Here is a 16,189-nt window from a genome sequence, read left to right as displayed (position 1 = left end):
GGCACGTCGAGGTCTTTCAGATGGCTTGTGTAGGAACTTCCATCATCGGAAGGCCTCGACCTCTATCCAGCTATCGACGCGCCACTTCCCCGAGACCCCCGTCTACACCCTCGATTGTGAAGAGCCGATCTTCCGCAGTGCGGTCTCATCTTGGGGTAGCTCGTGGTCGTACACGCGTTGCCCGTTGGGTGTGAGCGCGCATCCATGATGGGTGGTCTTACCGACATCGAGTCCTAGTGTGATTGCGTATTCGGTTGTCATGACAGGTCCCCCTCGTTCTGCGGTACCAGGGTCGCTGATGTCACGACACCCGATGCTGGCACCCACGATACGAAGAGACCTCGACAAGAGTCGGGCCACGTCCCTATCAGCAGTCAACGCGCGTCCTGGACTCCTGGCGGCAACACCCCCCCGGATCATCGATGACAGGGCAAGAAAGCCATACCAGGGCCAGCCACCAGATCCTCTGGCGAGGACCTATAAATAAATGTAACGGGGCAAGACCATAGCGACCGTAACGATGCTCAACCGTCATCAGCGCACGCCTTTGGAGTACATCGACCAAACATTCCGACGAGGCTCGCAACGAATTGCAGAATGTCTGAGTAGCCCAGCTGATGCCTCTGGCCCGTCCCCGACTACGGTAATCGCTGACTGACTAGATCTGATGGAAGCTGCATGAACCTTGGTTCACAGGCACGAGCACCACAAGCCAAGGACGCGCCGAGCTGGAAACGCTGCCCGGACCATGATGGACCGATTGTTGCAGCTATCAGAGACGACGCCCCGTCCCGGGATAGAGGTAACGCAACCACGCGACCGGATATCTTGTTGCTTAATTCCATGACCATTCTCAGACTGTTGTTGAGACAACAACAGACCCTCGGTTTCAGATCGTAGACGACGGCAACACCATGGGCTTCGTCTTGAGCTTGCCAGCCTAGATGTAATTCCCCGCGAGGTTGTGAACGGGGTGTGAAGTAGCGTCCGGGATAGTGGTGTACGAGCCTCGGTGAGCCGGCTGTTGGAATGACAGTGACGGCCACCGCGTGTTCTTTCGAGTGAACCTCTCACAGCACTCTCGAAAGGAGCCACGACGATGACCGTCACCCCTTCCAGTATCGACCTGAAGGCCCTTCTGGAGAAAGAGGTCCTGCAGGCCTTTCCGGACCTGATTCGGGAACTGCTGCAGATCTTCATCAACACCCTGCTCTCGGCCGAGGCTGACGCGGTCTGTGGGGCCGAGTACGGTGCCGGTGATGCATCCCGGAGCAACCGGCGCAACGGTTACCGGCACCGAGAGCTCGATACCCGGGCTGGGACCATCGATGTCGCGGTGCCGAAGCTGCGGGAAGGATCCTACTTCCCCGACTGGCTGCTGGAGCGCACGAAACGCGCGGAGCGGGCTCTGACCTCGGTGGTGGCCACCTGCTACCTCCTCGGTGTCAGCACCCGCCGGATGGACAAGCTGGTCGGCTCTTTGGGGATCACCAGCCTGTCGAAGTCCCAGGTCAGTGACATGGCCGCCGAGCTCGATGAGCAGGTCGAGGCCTTCGGCACCCGGCCGTTGGATGCCGGGCCCTACACCCTGGTCGCCGCAGACGCGATGGTGATCAAGGTCGGTGAGCATGGGCGAGTGATCAACGTCCACGCGCTGATCGCTACCGGAGTCAACAGCGACGGATACCGTGAGATCCTCGGGGTCCAGGTCACCTCTGCTGAGGACGGAGCCGGATGGCTCTCCTTCTTCCGCGACCTGGTCGCAAGGGGCCTGTCCGGGGTCAAGCTGGTCACCTCTGATGCCCACCCCGGGCTGAAGGCCGCGGTGGCCGCGACCCTGCCTGGGGCAGCCTGGCAGCGGTGCAGGACCCACTACGCGGCGATCCTGATGAGCATCACTCCCAAGCAGCAGTGGCCAGCAGTGCGGGCGTTGCTGCACAGCATCTATGACCAGCCCGGCCCTGAGGCCGTCCATGCCCAGTTCGACCGAGTCGTTGAGGACCTCGATGCCAAGCTGCCCAAGGTCGCTGACCACCTCGCCGCCGCCCGGGAAGACATCCTGGCCTTCACCGCCTTCCCCAACCAGATCTGGCGCAAAGTCTGGTCCAACAACCCCAACGAGAGACTCAACCGCGAGATCCGCCGCCGCACCGATGTCGTGGGGATCTTCCCCGACCGCGACTCCATCACCCGGCTGGTCGGAGCGGTGCTGGCTGAGCAGCACGATGAATGGGCAGAAGCCCGCCGATACCTCTCGCTGGAATCCATCGAAACAGCCCAGGCCCTCGAGCCCACCAGCAGTCAAAAGGTGAGCACCACAGAGCCCACCCTCGAAGCCATCCCCGCCTGAACACACCCTGAAACGAGACCACACCCCGAACACGACTCATACACCACTACTCAGGACTTGACCTGGCATTCGCTTGCTTCTCCCTATGGGCAGTCTCTCCCTCAAGAAGTCTCATACCTCAGGCATAACCCACCAACTCGCGTAGGTGCCCTCGACGGATACCCCACAGATGTGAGAGTGCGACCGTCGAGGGCACCTTTCCGTGAGCCCTCGAAAGTCGGCGGATAGTCCTGTCTTCCCTGTAGTGGGTGTTCAGGGCCCGACTCCTATGCAAAATCAGCGAACTCAGCTACGTGCTGAATACATCGAGGGTGGAACTAGCAGGGAGACAGAGCGCTGCACCTTCGTCGGCTCATAGGCATGAGTTCCTAGGAGTGGCAGGCGGCGAGCCGCTGAAAGCGGGCTAAGATCCTGTAGGGCTGTGGTCAGATAGTGCTTTCTTCGCAAGGCTTGGTCTGCGCCCGGAGGGGAATAGTGGCATTAGTCAGCTGGGGACCACGGCAGAAACCCCGGGACAGTCAATAAGCTTGTTGGTGAGGGAGCCGTCCGTGAGCAAGTCTTTGTAGCGCTTCGGGGCATCGTGGGCTGCCAACGATGGAACTGTCCTACCACGCTAACCCGCGCCTCAACAGGGTTAGCTCCCGGGGATCAGGCTTGCTGTTCTCCAATGGGGTTGCTGACCTGCCCTACATAGATCAGGGATCCTGCGGTGTCTTCAAGGCTGACCATCTCTAGGGTGTTCTTGAGCTGGAGGCGGTTGTGGCAGCACTGGTCGAAGGATTCTGGTGTGAAGTCGATGACTCGACGCCGGCCAGGACTCTGTGCTTGTTGTGCGGCGATGGTTTCTGAGACCAGTGCCCAGAACTTGTCCTCGGGGAGTACGCGGTCGACGTGCAGAAGGGCACCCAGGTGGCGGAGGAAACCGATGAAGACGTCGGTGAAGATTCTTTGGGCGTGTTCGGTGGGGTCTTGGATGCGGCGTAGTTCTCCGAGTTCCGGGGGCAGGGGGCGGTCGCCGAGGATTCCGATCTCTTCTCCGAGGTCTTTCATGAGAACACCAGTGACGACGCCTTCCCGGATGCGGAGGATGAGGTTCTCTCCGTGGGGCATGAAGGCTAGCTCGTGGGCCTCCAGGCAGTGCACCAGGGGCGCGAGGTAGCTGGTCAGATACTGCCTGATCCATTCTTGGGCACTGAGGCCGGAATGTTTGATGAGTTCGGGGGTCACGGCGGTTCCAGCAGCGTCGCGGTGAAGCAACGCGGCCATGGTCATTAGCCGCTCTCCTTGTTCCAGACGGGGAATGGGACTTTCCCGCCAGAGGACGGAGAGCATCTTCTTCTGATCAGACCGTCGTGGTGTCTGGTGATAGACGTCTCCAGTGAAACCGATGGCGGCGTGTTCTCGGAGCACGTCGAAGTTCATCTGTTGGAGTACAGGGTCGGTGCGTACTGTTTGGGCTACCCAGTCGCTGATGGCTGGGGCGAACCGCATGAACTCAGGAGATTGGCCTCTGAGGAACCCCATGTTCTGGATCGACAGCGCGGTCTTGACGTAGGACCGCTGTGGGTTGGAGCGGTTGAACGTGGTGCGGATTGATTGCTGGGGCTGGTAGAGGTCCTCGGCTTCGCCCAGCACGATCAGATCATGTCTTGCGATCTCAGGGGCGAAGGTGATGGCCACCCGGTGTCGGAACTGCCACGGGTGGACCGGCATCAACGTGTACTCGGCGGGGTCAAGGCCCTGATCGTTGAGCTGCTGCTCGAATTTCGAGAGTGTTTCTGTTCCGAGTTCTGAGTTCCAGTGGTGGTTCTCGGCCAGTCCTTTACCGAGGGTGACTTCGGTCTTGTTTCGGCGGGCTGCCAGCCAGAGGTACCGGAAGCGTTGTCCGGTTTCGGGGGCGTAGGCAAGGAAGTCATCGAGACTGAAACCGATGCGACCGTTGGTGGCCACAAAACAGGGGTGTCCTTCGGTCATCGACGCTTCAGTCTGCTGATAGTCACCAGCGGTATCGAGGTCTCTGCGGCCGCGGGCCAGCTGCTCTGCGGTGGGGCCGCCGATGTGGTGCTTATAGGCTGCACTGGCCAGGGTGGAGGCGATCTCCTCCAGATAGGTATCCAGCAGGTGTTCTGGAATGGCGAGGGCAGAGTTGAGTTCAATGATCAGTTCTTGGGCGTTGAGTTCTGTCTTTGCGTCTCCCTGGAGTCGCTGGAGACTGGCTTGGTCGATTTCCCAATGGCTCAGAGCTAGATGCTGAGCCTGGAAGCGGTAGGTGCTCTCTCCGGCTTTCACGCTGAACCACTGCTCTTCTGCGGTCTCGTCGTCGAGCTGCTCAGTGCTGGTCTCTGCATGTGGGGTGATGAGCTTTTCGTGGGCGAATTCGGAGAGCGCTTTGGTCACCAGGTGGCGTTGTGCAACGGCCATAGCTGCAGGTTCAAGGTGATCTGTGAGCCCTGCGCCGGCTGCGGCAGTTTTGTCTTTCTCTAAGACGCTCAGTGCTGCTCGTTTGCCGGGAAGGTCGATCTCTCTGAGGAATTGGAACCCTGCTTCTTGGTTCTTGCGGTGGATTCTGGTGTTCTCGATGTCTGGTTCCACCACGATGCGCCGGGCGCCGGTGTTGAAGCACAGTTCGACTGTGGCTTCCATGACCTGTGTGGTCAGTCCGTGCTGCCTCAGGGCCGGGTTTTCTGGGGCGGGAGCCACCAGTAGGTGCATGCCGATGTCATCGTCTTCTGCGGCGAAGACATCAGTGAGCAGAACGGCTTGGGGGTTATAGGTTTCGATATAGGCCACCGGTCCGGCCTCGGAGTGAAGCAGCCATCCCTGTTCGTCCTGAGAGTCAGTGATTGCTTGGAGGTATTGCTGGACTTGGCTCTGGGTGTAGTGGAGCATCTGCCAGTACTTGGCCGAAGGATGGGTGAGCCACTGATGCAGCAGCGGCGCATCCCTGTGAGGGTCGATGGGATGCGCGGTAAACCTGTGGGTGAGTTGCCAGGTCGGGGCGTCAAAACTAAGAGTGGTCATCGGGGAAGCTCCTGAGGGGTGTTGTCAGCCAGTGGGCCGAAATGTTGGAACGCTATTTTCCGCTCGATGGGATAGATCTCTTTGCCTGTGATGCAGGCGAGGATGGTCGCATTGCGCCAGGCGCCCATGCCCAGATCAGGGGCGGTCAGCCCGTGAGTGTGTTCCTCGGCGTTCTGGACGAATATGCGTCCTCCAAGAGTGTCCACGTGGTAATCCCTAGTGACAGCGAGCCGGTTTTTGGAGTCTCTGGTGATGAGATCGCCCAGGGGGTTTAAGAAGTGGGGTTCTCTGGGCCGGTAGCCTGTCGCGCAGATGACGTGGCTGGCTTCGCGGCGGAAGGTCGTCTGTGTCTGAGTGTGGCGGAAGACCAGTTCTCGTCGGTTGTCTGCCGAGCGGCTGGTGGCTTCCAGCAGTTCGGTATCGGTGAGCAATGTGGTGGCAATCTGCTCATGTACTGAGTGCTGGTAGAGAGCGTCGTAGATCCGTGCGATCAGTTCTGCGCTGATGCCCTTGTATAGTCCGCGCTGTTCTCGTTGGAGCTGGTCCCGGACGGCTTCGGGCAGGGCATGGAAATGGTCGGTGTATTCCGGGGGGGTCATCTCAAGGGTGAGCTTGGTGTCCTCCATGGGGAAGAACCGCGGTGACCGGGTGATCCATTCGAGTCGATACTGGTGGCCTGGTTGTGTTTCGAGCAGGTCGAGATAGATTTCCGCGGCTGATTGGCCGCTTCCGATGATTGTCAGCGAGTCACCTTCGAGAAGTTCGTCCCGGTGGTGCATGTAGTCCGATGAGTGAATGATTCCGGTGAGGTCATCGCCGAAGACCGGCGGGGCCCACGGTTCTGTACCTACACCGATGACGACGTGCCGAGCCTCGAAGGTGCGTATTCCTTCCGGGGTGATGGCTTGGACGCGGAAGAAATCGGCCTGTTGGTCATAGGTGATCTCTTCGACGTGATGGCCCCACCGCAGGTTCGGCAGATTCTCGGCTGCCCATCGGTAGTAGAGGTCGAATTCACTGCGCAGAGCATGAACATCTTCTCGGATATAGAAGGGGTATAGACGCCCTCGTATCTTGAGCCAGTTCAGGAACGAATACTCTGAGGTCGGATCCGCAAGTGTCACCAGGTCTGCCATGAAGGGCACCTGGATAGTTGCCTCTGGGAGCATCATCCCTGGATGCCAGCGAAACTCCGGCCGTGAATCGAGAAAAAGGGTGCTGAGGCCGTCCACTGGCTGGCTCAAGCAGGCCAATCCCAGGTTGAAGGGGCCGATGCCTACACCGAGGATGTCGTAGGGCTGGGGGTGCTGGGTCATACTGCGACCTCCTCTGGGGCAGGTTTGACCTGGTGGTCCCTGTGCAGCGATTCGGCCACATCGGCGACGTCTTCAAGAACAGCCCTCACATCAGCAAGTGTTGTGGCCGGGTTCAGAAGCGTCAGCTTCAAGCACGGGAGACCGGCGAGGACCGTCTTAGCGATCATCGCCTTGCCGTTGCGCTGCATCGTGTCCCGAATTCCACTGACCATCGCTGCAGCGGTATCCGGGTCGACTCCCTGGGGCTGCCAGCGGAACAACACGGTGGACAGATCGGTGCTGGAACACAGCTGCAGGTCAGGGTGTTCCGTGATGAAAGCATGGGCCTTTTCGGTCAGGTCAAGCACCTGATCGATCGATCTCCCCAAACCGTCAACCCCGGTACTGCGCAGGGTGGCATAGAGCTTCAGGGCGTCAAAAGGTCTGGTGGTCTGCAGGGATTTATCAACTTGATTGGGCTCCTGCGCGCCCTCCGGGTTGAGGTAGTCCGCGTGCCATTCTGAGCCTCGTAGGTCCTGCGGGTACTGAATAACCAGCACCGAACAGGTGATGGGCTGGAAGAACATCTTGTGGAAGTCCACCGTGACGCTGCGGGCCCGTTCGATGCCCTCAAGCATGCTTCGGCGAGTCGCAGAGACCAGCAGACCGCCTCCATAGGCCGCATCTACGTGGAGCCACACACCATGGTCATCGGTGACATCAGCCACATCGATCAATGGATCGATGATGCCTCGGTCCGTGGTGCCGGCAGTAGCGACTACGGCCATGGGCTGGAATCCGGTGCTTTTGGAGCGGCGAATTGCCTCATCCAGCGCTTCCGGGCGTATTCTGCCCTCGTGGTCGACTGGTACTTTCACTGCTGCATCGGCTCCCAGGCCCAGCACCATGGCGGCTTTCTCCACGCTGAAGTGGCTTTCTTCGCTGGTGAACACCACCTGGCGGGACTGGCTCACCGCCCTAGAAACCTGCGGCAGCACCCCGAGTGCGGCTTCTCTGGCTAAGAGAAGAGCTTGCATGTTCGACTGCGTCCCACCCGAGGTGAACACTCCATCACAGGAGGAGAAGCCGACCCTCTTCCCGATCCAGTCGACGACGTGGCGTTCGATGAACGTCCCGATACGAGACTGATCGTAGGTGTCCATCGAGGTATTGACAGCAGCGAGCATGGCCTCGGCCGCTACCGCTGTAATCTCCACCGGGCAGTTCAGGTGCGCCATGTAGTGCGGATGGTGGAACCAGACCGCTTCAGCCAGGAACAGCTCATCAATCTCTCGAAGGGTTCCACTGGGGCCTATGCCTGGGCTATCGAGATTGATCGCTGCCACTCTCGCCTCCAGGTCTCCAGCCGCAGAGTTGGTGGCTGGTTGAGAGCGGCCCTCCAAGTGGCTGCGTATTCGGACTGCTGCCTCACTCATGAGGGCTTCGTATTCACCGGATGATGTGCTGTTCAGTATCTTTGCTGACTCGCTCTGAGGCTCACTCATGAACTTAGGGTAACCATAATGAGAGAGGTTACGTAAATATGACCTATGCTCACACGTTGGGCGCAGAGGGCGGTCGAGACGAGGCTATGGCATGGATGAGCTTCACATTTGTGTCGGACTTATGGCAGGCCTATAATGATTTCGCAAGCTGCCCCTTACCTATTGCTGGCCTGGGCCGCCAGCGGAGATCTTCATGGAGGAAGTTATGAACAGTGTGGTTCGACGGTGGTCAACAGCCGGTGGTGCGGTGGTGCTGGCCGCTTCTTTGGCGGCATGCTCAACCGGAGCAACTGGTGGTGAGGATGAGGACTCTGGTTCCGACACGGGGGTGGCGGCAGCAGAGGATGCTTTCCCCCGCACCGTTGAGCATGCCTTTGGGGAGACCACGATCGAGGAAGAGCCTGAGACGGTGGTGGCCATCGGGTGGATCAACGGTGACATCCTGATGTCTCTGGATGTGGTGCCCGCCGGCATGGGCGAGATTTCCTGGGGCACCAACGAGAACGGCTCCACTGACTGGATCGATGCTCAGCTCGATGAGCTCGATGCAGAGATGCCGACCCAGATCGATGAAGGTGACGGGATCAACTTCAGCGAGATCGCTCAGCTGGAGCCCGATCTGATCGTCAACGTCATCGGAGCCATGAGCCAGGAGGACTACGACCAGCTCAGCGAGATCGCTGATGTGGTGGCCTTCGACGAGGGTGGGGAGAACTACACCACCGGGTGGGATGAGGCGACTTTGAAGATCGGTGATGCCCTGGGACGTCCTGATGATGCCCAGGAGGTTGTCGACCGCGTCTCAGAAACCCTGGCGGGGGTCACCGAGGACAACGAGGTGCTGCAGGATAAGACGATCCTGGCGGGCCGGCTTTCTCCTGATTCTGATTCGAAGGTCGGTATCTACGCGCCCAATGACACCCGGCCGATCATGTTCGAGCACATGGGCTTCGAGCTGGCGCCGGTGATGGATGAGATCGACTTCGCCCCCGGGGAGTTCAGCGGCTCCTTCTCTGCGGAGCGGGCTTCAGAGCTGGAGTCGGATCTGTTCTATACCTGGGCTGATGACCAGGCCCAGGCCGAAGCCATCCCTGAGGACCCGCAGCTGCAGCACATCCCAGCTTTGCAGAATGACGCGATGATCATCCAGTACGACAACCACCAGGCCAACGCCATAGGCACCTCACCGGCGGCTTTGGAATGGCTGGTGGAGGAAAGCGGATTCGTCGACGAGCTCATCGAAGCCGCAGAGAATGCTGAGTCAGCGAACTGAGCTGGTGACCCGCCCTGTTCTGACCAGGAGGCTCTTCTGGTTTCTGGCCCCGGTGGTAGTGGCGCTGGCAGTGTTCCTCAGCCTTGCCGTCGGGGCCCGCACTGTGGTGGTCGGCTTCGAATTCGGTGCGGTCGCCGATGTTCTCCTCGGCGGCACCACAGAGGGCGAGCTTGCCGACACGGTCTCGGTCCGGCTGCCGCGTACTGCGGTGGCGATCCTGGTCGGGCTCGGCCTGGCTGTGTGCGGGGCTGCCATGCAGGGGCTGACCCGTAACGCGCTGGCTGATCCGGGCATCCTGGGTGTCAACAGCGGCGCGGCCATGGCAGTGGTCCTTGGCATCTACCTCTTCGGTCTGGCCGGGCCCTGGGCCTATGTCGCCGCTGCCTTCACCGGAGCCATCGGAGTGGCGATCGTGATCTACCTGGTCTCCGAGAAATCCGGGGACTCCCCGTTGACCGTGGTGCTGGTGGGAACAGCCATCACCGTCGGTGCTGCCTCGGTGATCTCAGCGATCATCGTGCTCAGCCAGGAGACCCTCAGCTCTTTCCTGCTCTGGCAGGTCGGCTCTCTGAACCGCGGGGACTGGGAGATGGTCCTGATCCTGGGAGCAATCGCCCTACTAGGGGTGCTGGTGCTGATCGTTGAAGCCAGAAACCTGGACAACCTGACTCTGGGAGATGAGTCCGCGACCTCGCTGGGGATGAATGTGGCCCTGCATCGCGGGGTCATCACCCTGTGCGTAGCTGTGATCTGCTCCGCGCTGGTGGCCCTTGCCGGGCCTATCGGTTTCGTGGGCCTGGTGGTTCCTCATATTGCACGCAAGTTTGTTGGAGGCAGCTATCTCAGGATCATCCCAGCCTGCTGTCTGCTGGGTCCGATGCTGGTGTTGGGCACCGACGTGATCGGCCGAGTCATCCTGCCCCCAGCCGAGGTGCCCATCGGTGTGGCCACCGCGGTCGTCGGAGCCCCGGTATTCATCATGCTGGTGCGAACCGGCCGTAAACAGGTAGGTGTCTGATGCCCACGGTCACATCACATTCCTCCACACGTAGGCGCCGGGTCGCTGTTCCTGTCCTTGCTGCGTGCCTGACCGTCCTGGTGATGGGGCTCTCTCTTGTCCGGGTCCTGCTGGGTGATTACACCATCGCGTTCGTGGACTTCTTCCGCATCCTCGGGGGCGAAGAGATCCCCGGTGCTGGTCCGGCCCGGTTCATCGTGATGAGCGACAGACTGCCCAAAGTGGTGCTGGGAGTGCTGGCCGGAGCAGCTTTCGCACTGTCCGGGACAATCTTCCAACTGTTGCTGCGCAACCCCCTGGCCAGTCCCGATGTCGTCGGGGTCTCTGCTGGAGCATCCCTGTTTGTGGTCATCGGGCTGGCTTCGTTCTCGCTGAATGGCATCCACCAGGTCGGTGCAGCCCTTGCCGGTGGGTTCAGCTCAGCGATCCTTGTCTGGCTGCTCAGCCGCGGCCGCCGACGCAGCCGTCACGGAGTAGGCAGCCCCCATTCGGTCGGAGCACAGGCCTCCTCCTCGGTGAAGTTCGTCCTTGTCGGCATCGGGGTCTCAGCAGTAGCCACCTCCCTGGTGACCTACATGATGCTGCGCATGCACATCGGCCAAACTTCAGATGCTGTGCTCTGGACCCGTGGATCCCTGAGCATGGCCACCTGGGACCAGGTCCAGTACATGGCAGTGCTGCTGGTCATCTGTGTGGTGCTGCTGTCGCTGCTGGCCCGGAACCTGCACATGCTCTCCAGCGGAGACGAACTGGCCCACGGCCTCGGGGTCAACGTGCCAGCCACCCGCAGAGCACTGCTGTGCCTGGCCGTGATACTGGTTGCCGGGGCCACAGCTCTGACCGGGCCGATCATGTTCGTCGGCTTCATGGCAGGCCCCCTGGTCCGCCTGGTGCTGCGCGGCCGCGACAGTCTCATCTGCTCAGCGTTGGTCGGTGCACTGCTGGTCATCACCGCCGAAGTCGTCGGCTCCATGCTCATGCCACGAACCGTCCCGGTCGGTGTGATCACTGGAATCGTCGGAGTCCCCGTCCTGCTGAGCATCATCCTGACCCGAACCATCAGAAAGACCTAACACCCATGACCACCCTCACCCCCGACACCGGCACACACCAGGAAACTGGGCCCGAGCCGGTTCTGAAAGCCGAGGCCATCACGGTCGGCTACGGCGGCCCGGCCGTTCTCAAAGATGTCTCCGTGGAATTGCCCAGCGGGAAAGTCACCTCCATCATCGGACCCAACGGCTGCGGCAAATCAACCCTGCTGCGCACCTTCGCCCGCCTCAACAGCCTCTCTGGCGGCTCAGTCGAGGTCACTGGCAGACCTATCACCAGCTACAGCAGTAAGGAGTTCGCCCGCACTGTCTCCCTGCTGCCCCAGACCCCGGTGGTCCCCGAAGGCGTCACCGTGGCTGAGCTGGTCGCCCGCGGCCGCTACGCCCACCGCAGAGTATTCGGCGGGCTGACGCGAAAAGACCGCCGCATCATCGACCAGGCACTCGAACAGACTGGGGTCACGGACCTTGCTGAGACTGCTGTCTCAGAGCTCTCCGGAGGGCAGCGCCAGAGAGTCTGGATTGCCATGGTCTTGGCCCAGGACTCGCAGATCCTGTTGCTGGATGAGCCCACCACCTACCTGGACCTGAACCACCAGATCGAACTGGTCGACCTGCTGCAGCAGCTGAACCGTCAGACCGGCAAGACCATTATCATGGTCCTGCACGAGCTCAATATCGCCGCCCGCTGCAGTGACCGCATCATCGCCATGCGAGACGGCAATATCGTAGAAGACGGCGCCCCGGTAGAAGTGCTCACCGAGGCCAACTGTCACGACATCTTCGGCCTCGACGCAGCCGTCCTGCACCCCGAGGAAACCGGCACACCCGTGGTGGTCGGTAAAAAGGGGCGATGAGCCCAAACGGGGAGCTCTTACCCTTCGGTGTATACACCGGTTCCGCCGATTCGCCACGGAGCCATCAGGGAGAAATGTAACGGTATTGAAGGGCGCGGACTACGAGCTGAGCTAGGTTCTCAGCGTAGAGTTTCTCTCTTAGTTTCTTCACATGGGAACGGACTGTCCATACGGTGATGCCCTGGCGTTTCGCGATTTCTTCGTAGCCGTGCCCGTCTGTGATGAGTATGAGAATGTCACGTTCGGCTGGAGTCAAATGGGGAACCACTACGGGCGTATCAGGAAGCAGGTCGCCACTGATCACAGTGTCTTGGGCTAGGCGTTTCAGCAGTCTTGGATCATCTCCCTGAGCGGCAGCCAGAACGATTTTTCGCAAGTCAGCTTCTGACGCAGTTTTCCGAGCGACCGCTAACGCGCCGGCCTCTAGAGCGCGAGCCAGCCCTGGCCCAGGTGAGACCGTGGTGAGCACGATAATACGTGCTTCTGCGTCGAACTGACGGATCTTCTCAATAGCGGTCACGCCGTTCATACCCGGGGACATATTCAGGTCCATCAGCACAATATCGGGAGAGGACGAGCGATACGCCTCGACTCCTTCAGCTCCATCCGATGCGGCGATGACAATCCGGATTGCGGGGTCTTTCTGCAATGCCATGTTGATGGCCTTGGTGGTCCACTTATCATCATCAACCACCAGGACCGAGATCGGCTCTGAGGGAGTGGGGTGCGGGCTAGTCACAGACAGTACTTTCGATACTTGGGCTTATTGATGAGACGCCATAACTTACATTGGGTCGGCTTCGCGTAAGCTTCTGCGGTTGCTTCGACCGATGTTACAAGTGCGGTTGATTGTCCGGGGGAGCTCTTGGGCTCGTAGCGGCGTTTGGGCTTCGGGAGTCGGTACAAGTGTGGACAGCAGGAAGAGCGTGGTAACTAGAGTCTTCATGCCCCCATGAGAAGCCGGTGCTCATGTGTAGAGCATCCCTCATCTGAGGGTCGCCTGTTCGCCTGCGGATGTGATCGGCAGAGTCACAGTGACGGTGAACTGCTGTTCTTTGAGTTGTGTGTGACAGGTTCCACCTAGGCTGCTGACCCTGTTCGCGAGGCTCTCTGGGGCTGGGGCGTACTCGGCAGTAGCGTCCGGGATAGTGGTGTACGAGCCTCGGTGAGCCGGCTGTTGGAATGACAGTGACGGCCACCGCGTGTTCTTTCGAGTGAACCTCTCACAGCACTCTCGAAAGGAGCCACGACGATGACCGTCACCCCTTCCAGTATCGACCTGAAGGCCCTTCTGGAGAAAGAGGTCCTGCAGGCCTTTCCGGACCTGATTCGGGAACTGCTGCAGATCTTCATCAACACCCTGCTCTCGGCCGAGGCTGACGCGGTCTGTGGGGCCGAGTACGGTGCCGGTGATGCATCCCGGAGCAACCGGCGCAACGGTTACCGGCACCGAGAGCTCGATACCCGGGCTGGGACCATCGATGTCGCGGTGCCGAAGCTGCGGGAAGGATCCTACTTCCCCGACTGGCTGCTGGAGCGCACGAAACGCGCGGAGCGGGCTCTGACCTCGGTGGTGGCCACCTGCTACCTCCTCGGTGTCAGCACCCGCCGGATGGACAAGCTGGTCGGCTCTTTGGGGATCACCAGCCTGTCGAAGTCCCAGGTCAGTGACATGGCCGCCGAGCTCGATGAGCAGGTCGAGGCCTTCGGCACCCGGCCGTTGGATGCCGGGCCCTACACCCTGGTCGCCGCAGACGCGATGGTGATCAAGGTCGGTGAGCATGGGCGAGTGATCAACGTCCACGCGCTGATCGCTACCGGAGTCAACAGCGACGGATACCGTGAGATCCTCGGGGTCCAGGTCACCTCTGCTGAGGACGGAGCCGGATGGCTCTCCTTCTTCCGCGACCTGGTCGCAAGGGGCCTGTCCGGGGTCAAGCTGGTCACCTCTGATGCCCACCCCGGGCTGAAGGCCGCGGTGGCCGCGACCCTGCCTGGGGCAGCCTGGCAGCGGTGCAGGACCCACTACGCGGCGATCCTGATGAGCATCACTCCCAAGCAGCAGTGGCCAGCAGTGCGGGCGTTGCTGCACAGCATCTATGACCAGCCCGGCCCTGAGGCCGTCCATGCCCAGTTCGACCGAGTCGTTGAGGACCTCGATGCCAAGCTGCCCAAGGTCGCTGACCACCTCGCCGCCGCCCGGGAAGACATCCTGGCCTTCACCGCCTTCCCCAACCAGATCTGGCGCAAAGTCTGGTCCAACAACCCCAACGAGAGACTCAACCGCGAGATCCGCCGCCGCACCGATGTCGTGGGGATCTTCCCCGACCGCGACTCCATCACCCGGCTGGTCGGAGCGGTGCTGGCTGAGCAGCACGATGAATGGGCAGAAGCCCGCCGATACCTCTCGCTGGAATCCATCGAAACAGCCCAGGCCCTCGAGCCCACCAGCAGTCAAAAGGTGAGCACCACAGAGCCCACCCTCGAAGCCATCCCCGCCTGAACACACCCTGAAACGAGACCACACCCCGAACACGACTCATACACCACTACTCAGGACTTGACCGGGTGTGATTTAGGGAAGACCTCCGGGCAGTATGGGGTTACCACAACTCCTACCTAACCCGGAGGTCTTCATGACTCACGTTAACGCATCTTTCAGCCCGGTGGGGCCTCAACGCATCGCCGGGCTCATTGTTGATGATGGATGACCGATACGCCAAGCCGCAGAACGCTTCCCATGCTCACCGGCTACCGCCAAACGATGGGCAGACCGTTACCGGGCCGCACTGCCCATGACAGACCGTAGTTCCCAGCCCCACACCTCTCCCAACTAACGTCCTGCCAAGACCGAACAAGGAATCATTAACCTGCGGTTTAACCGCAAGTGGGGGCCACACCGGGTCAGCTACCACCTGCGTATCCCACGCTCGACTGTGGGGCGTGTCCTGGAGCGCTACAACATGCCCAGGCTCTGCGATATCGACCAGGCCACCGGGCCTCCCGTCCGCAAGCCCAAACCCAAACGCTACGAAGCCGCCGCTCCAGGGGAGCTGGTTCACATCGATATTAAGAAACAGGGCCGGATCCCAGACAGTGGTGGCTGGCGAGTCCACGGCCGGGGAAGCGAGGGTCACCATGCGGCCCAACGGAACAAGATACAGGCACGTAAAACCGTGCCAGTTCACGGATACCGGTATCGTCACCACGCGGTTGATGACAACTGCCGGGCCGCGTATTCAGAGATCTTAGATGATCAGAAGAAAGAAACCGCAGCCGGCTTTTGGAAGCGAGCTAACGCATTCTTCAACGATCTGGGAAACACTGTCAAAGCGGTCATAACTGATAACGGTGCCTGCTACCGCTCAGCCGCTATTGCCAAGGCACTCGGTGAGGGTGTCAAGCACAAGCGGACCAAGCCATACCGACCCCACACCAATGGCACGGTGGAAAGATTCAACAAGACTCTGGCATCGGAATCGGCTTACCCCCGGGCCCTACACCAGCGAGAACGAACACGCTGATCCCTACCAGGCCTGACTCCATCACTACAATCATCACCGACCCCACACCGGCATCGGAGGTCTCACCCCAGCTGAACGCGTTCACAACCTCGCGGGGAAGTACAACTAGCCAATCGTCTTCGGTGTCGTGCTTTTTTCCGACGACAAAAGAGATCCACGCGCCAATGCGGCTCATCGTAATTGAGAGTGTAGAACCGGTCTGAAGCCGCCGGACTCGAGCAGACATCTCGCGATGTAGTGCGTGAGGTTGCGGAAGCCGAGTGCTGAGCCCCGTAGGTGTTCGAGCCTGCCATT

The 16,189-nt window shown here is 60.5% G+C and carries 11 protein-coding genes and 1 pseudogene; 7 read left to right on the top strand and 5 right to left on the bottom strand.

Translation table 11 applies throughout. The features are described from left to right. Nucleotides 1-102: 102 nt before the first annotated feature. Nucleotides 103-261 (bottom strand): transposase, encoded by a 159-nt coding sequence (locus DCC24_RS11990; RefSeq protein ID WP_146206327.1) that lies wholly within the window; start codon nucleotides 259-261, stop codon nucleotides 103-105. Nucleotides 262-1,099: 838 nt separating this feature from the next. On the opposite strand from DCC24_RS11990, the gene DCC24_RS11625 reads away from it, so the two are divergent. Next, nucleotides 1,100-2,350 (top strand): IS256 family transposase, encoded by a 1,251-nt coding sequence (locus DCC24_RS11625; protein WP_110100059.1) that lies wholly within the window; start codon nucleotides 1,100-1,102, stop codon nucleotides 2,348-2,350. A gap of 648 nt (nucleotides 2,351-2,998) precedes the next feature. Here the strand turns inward: DCC24_RS11625 and DCC24_RS11620 are convergent. Genes DCC24_RS11620 through DCC24_RS11610 form a run of 3 tightly spaced genes read right to left on the bottom strand, consistent with a single transcriptional unit; the run spans nucleotide 2,999 to nucleotide 8,012 of the window. After that, the gene (locus DCC24_RS11620) at nucleotides 2,999-5,371 is read right to left on the bottom strand and encodes a GNAT family N-acetyltransferase (RefSeq protein ID WP_110100066.1); all 2,373 of its coding nucleotides are present in this window, start codon (nucleotides 5,369-5,371) and stop codon (nucleotides 2,999-3,001) included. Then, nucleotides 5,368-6,687, bottom strand: a complete 1,320-nt coding sequence (locus DCC24_RS11615; protein WP_110100065.1) for a lysine N(6)-hydroxylase/L-ornithine N(5)-oxygenase family protein — start codon at nucleotides 6,685-6,687, stop codon at nucleotides 5,368-5,370. The genes DCC24_RS11620 and DCC24_RS11615 overlap by 4 nt, the downstream gene beginning before the upstream one ends. Continuing rightward, entirely contained in the window at nucleotides 6,684-8,012 is a 1,329-nt protein-coding gene (locus DCC24_RS11610) for a pyridoxal-dependent decarboxylase (RefSeq protein ID WP_233492086.1), read from the bottom strand. The genes DCC24_RS11615 and DCC24_RS11610 overlap by 4 nt, the downstream gene beginning before the upstream one ends. A 364-nt stretch (nucleotides 8,013-8,376) precedes the next feature. On the opposite strand from DCC24_RS11610, the gene DCC24_RS11605 reads away from it, so the two are divergent. From DCC24_RS11605 to DCC24_RS11590, 4 genes are all read left to right on the top strand, one after another. Further along, nucleotides 8,377-9,444, top strand: a complete 1,068-nt coding sequence (locus DCC24_RS11605; protein WP_158524678.1) for an ABC transporter substrate-binding protein — start codon at nucleotides 8,377-8,379, stop codon at nucleotides 9,442-9,444. A gap of 103 nt (nucleotides 9,445-9,547) precedes the next feature. Next, a complete protein-coding gene (locus DCC24_RS11600) occupies nucleotides 9,548-10,462 on the top strand; it encodes a FecCD family ABC transporter permease (RefSeq protein WP_369860327.1) in 915 nt (304 codons plus the stop codon). 83 nt (nucleotides 10,463-10,545) lie between these two features. Continuing rightward, entirely contained in the window at nucleotides 10,546-11,535 is a 990-nt protein-coding gene (locus tag DCC24_RS11595; protein WP_158524677.1) for an iron chelate uptake ABC transporter family permease subunit, read from the top strand. 5 nt (nucleotides 11,536-11,540) lie between these two features. After that, entirely contained in the window at nucleotides 11,541-12,371 is an 831-nt protein-coding gene (locus tag DCC24_RS11590; RefSeq protein ID WP_110100060.1) for an ABC transporter ATP-binding protein, read from the top strand. A gap of 64 nt (nucleotides 12,372-12,435) precedes the next feature. Here DCC24_RS11590 and DCC24_RS11585 read toward each other — a convergent pair whose 3' ends face one another. Continuing rightward, nucleotides 12,436-13,110 carry a response regulator transcription factor gene (locus tag DCC24_RS11585; RefSeq protein WP_233492084.1) on the bottom strand — a complete coding sequence of 225 codons (675 nt, stop codon included), beginning with the start codon at nucleotides 13,108-13,110 and terminating at the stop codon, nucleotides 12,436-12,438. Between the two features lie 513 nt (nucleotides 13,111-13,623). On the opposite strand from DCC24_RS11585, the gene DCC24_RS11580 reads away from it, so the two are divergent. Both DCC24_RS11580 and DCC24_RS11575 read left to right on the top strand, forming a co-directional pair. After that, the gene (locus DCC24_RS11580) at nucleotides 13,624-14,874 is read left to right on the top strand and encodes an IS256 family transposase (protein ID WP_110100059.1); all 1,251 of its coding nucleotides are present in this window, start codon (nucleotides 13,624-13,626) and stop codon (nucleotides 14,872-14,874) included. Nucleotides 14,875-15,007: 133 nt separating this feature from the next. Further along, nucleotides 15,008-16,004, top strand: a pseudogene (locus DCC24_RS11575) (IS481 family transposase). Nucleotides 16,005-16,189 lie beyond the last annotated feature (185 nt).

This window comes from Auritidibacter sp. NML100628 (assembly GCF_003185985.1).
GTDB classification, from domain to species: Bacteria; Actinomycetota; Actinomycetes; order Actinomycetales; family Micrococcaceae; genus Auritidibacter; species Auritidibacter ignavus.
Note: the sequence above shows the minus strand (reverse complement) of the source record. Positions and strands in the feature narration are given on the sequence as shown.

Bases quoted from the DNA above. Each gene is read 5' to 3' on its own strand.
- DCC24_RS11990 (WP_146206327.1), bottom strand. From the start codon at position 261: ATGACAACCGAATACGCAATCACACTAGGACTCGATGTCGGTAAGACC.
- DCC24_RS11625 (WP_110100059.1), top strand. From the start codon at position 1,100: ATGACCGTCACCCCTTCCAGTATCGACCTGAAGGCCCTTCTGGAGAAA.
- DCC24_RS11620 (WP_110100066.1), bottom strand. From the start codon at position 5,371: ATGACCACTCTTAGTTTTGACGCCCCGACCTGGCAACTCACCCACAGG.
- DCC24_RS11615 (WP_110100065.1), bottom strand. From the start codon at position 6,687: ATGACCCAGCACCCCCAGCCCTACGACATCCTCGGTGTAGGCATCGGC.
- DCC24_RS11605 (WP_158524678.1), top strand. From the start codon at position 8,377: ATGAACAGTGTGGTTCGACGGTGGTCAACAGCCGGTGGTGCGGTGGTG.
- DCC24_RS11595 (WP_158524677.1), top strand. From the start codon at position 10,546: ATGGGGCTCTCTCTTGTCCGGGTCCTGCTGGGTGATTACACCATCGCG.
- DCC24_RS11590 (WP_110100060.1), top strand. From the start codon at position 11,541: ATGACCACCCTCACCCCCGACACCGGCACACACCAGGAAACTGGGCCC.
- DCC24_RS11580 (WP_110100059.1), top strand. From the start codon at position 13,624: ATGACCGTCACCCCTTCCAGTATCGACCTGAAGGCCCTTCTGGAGAAA.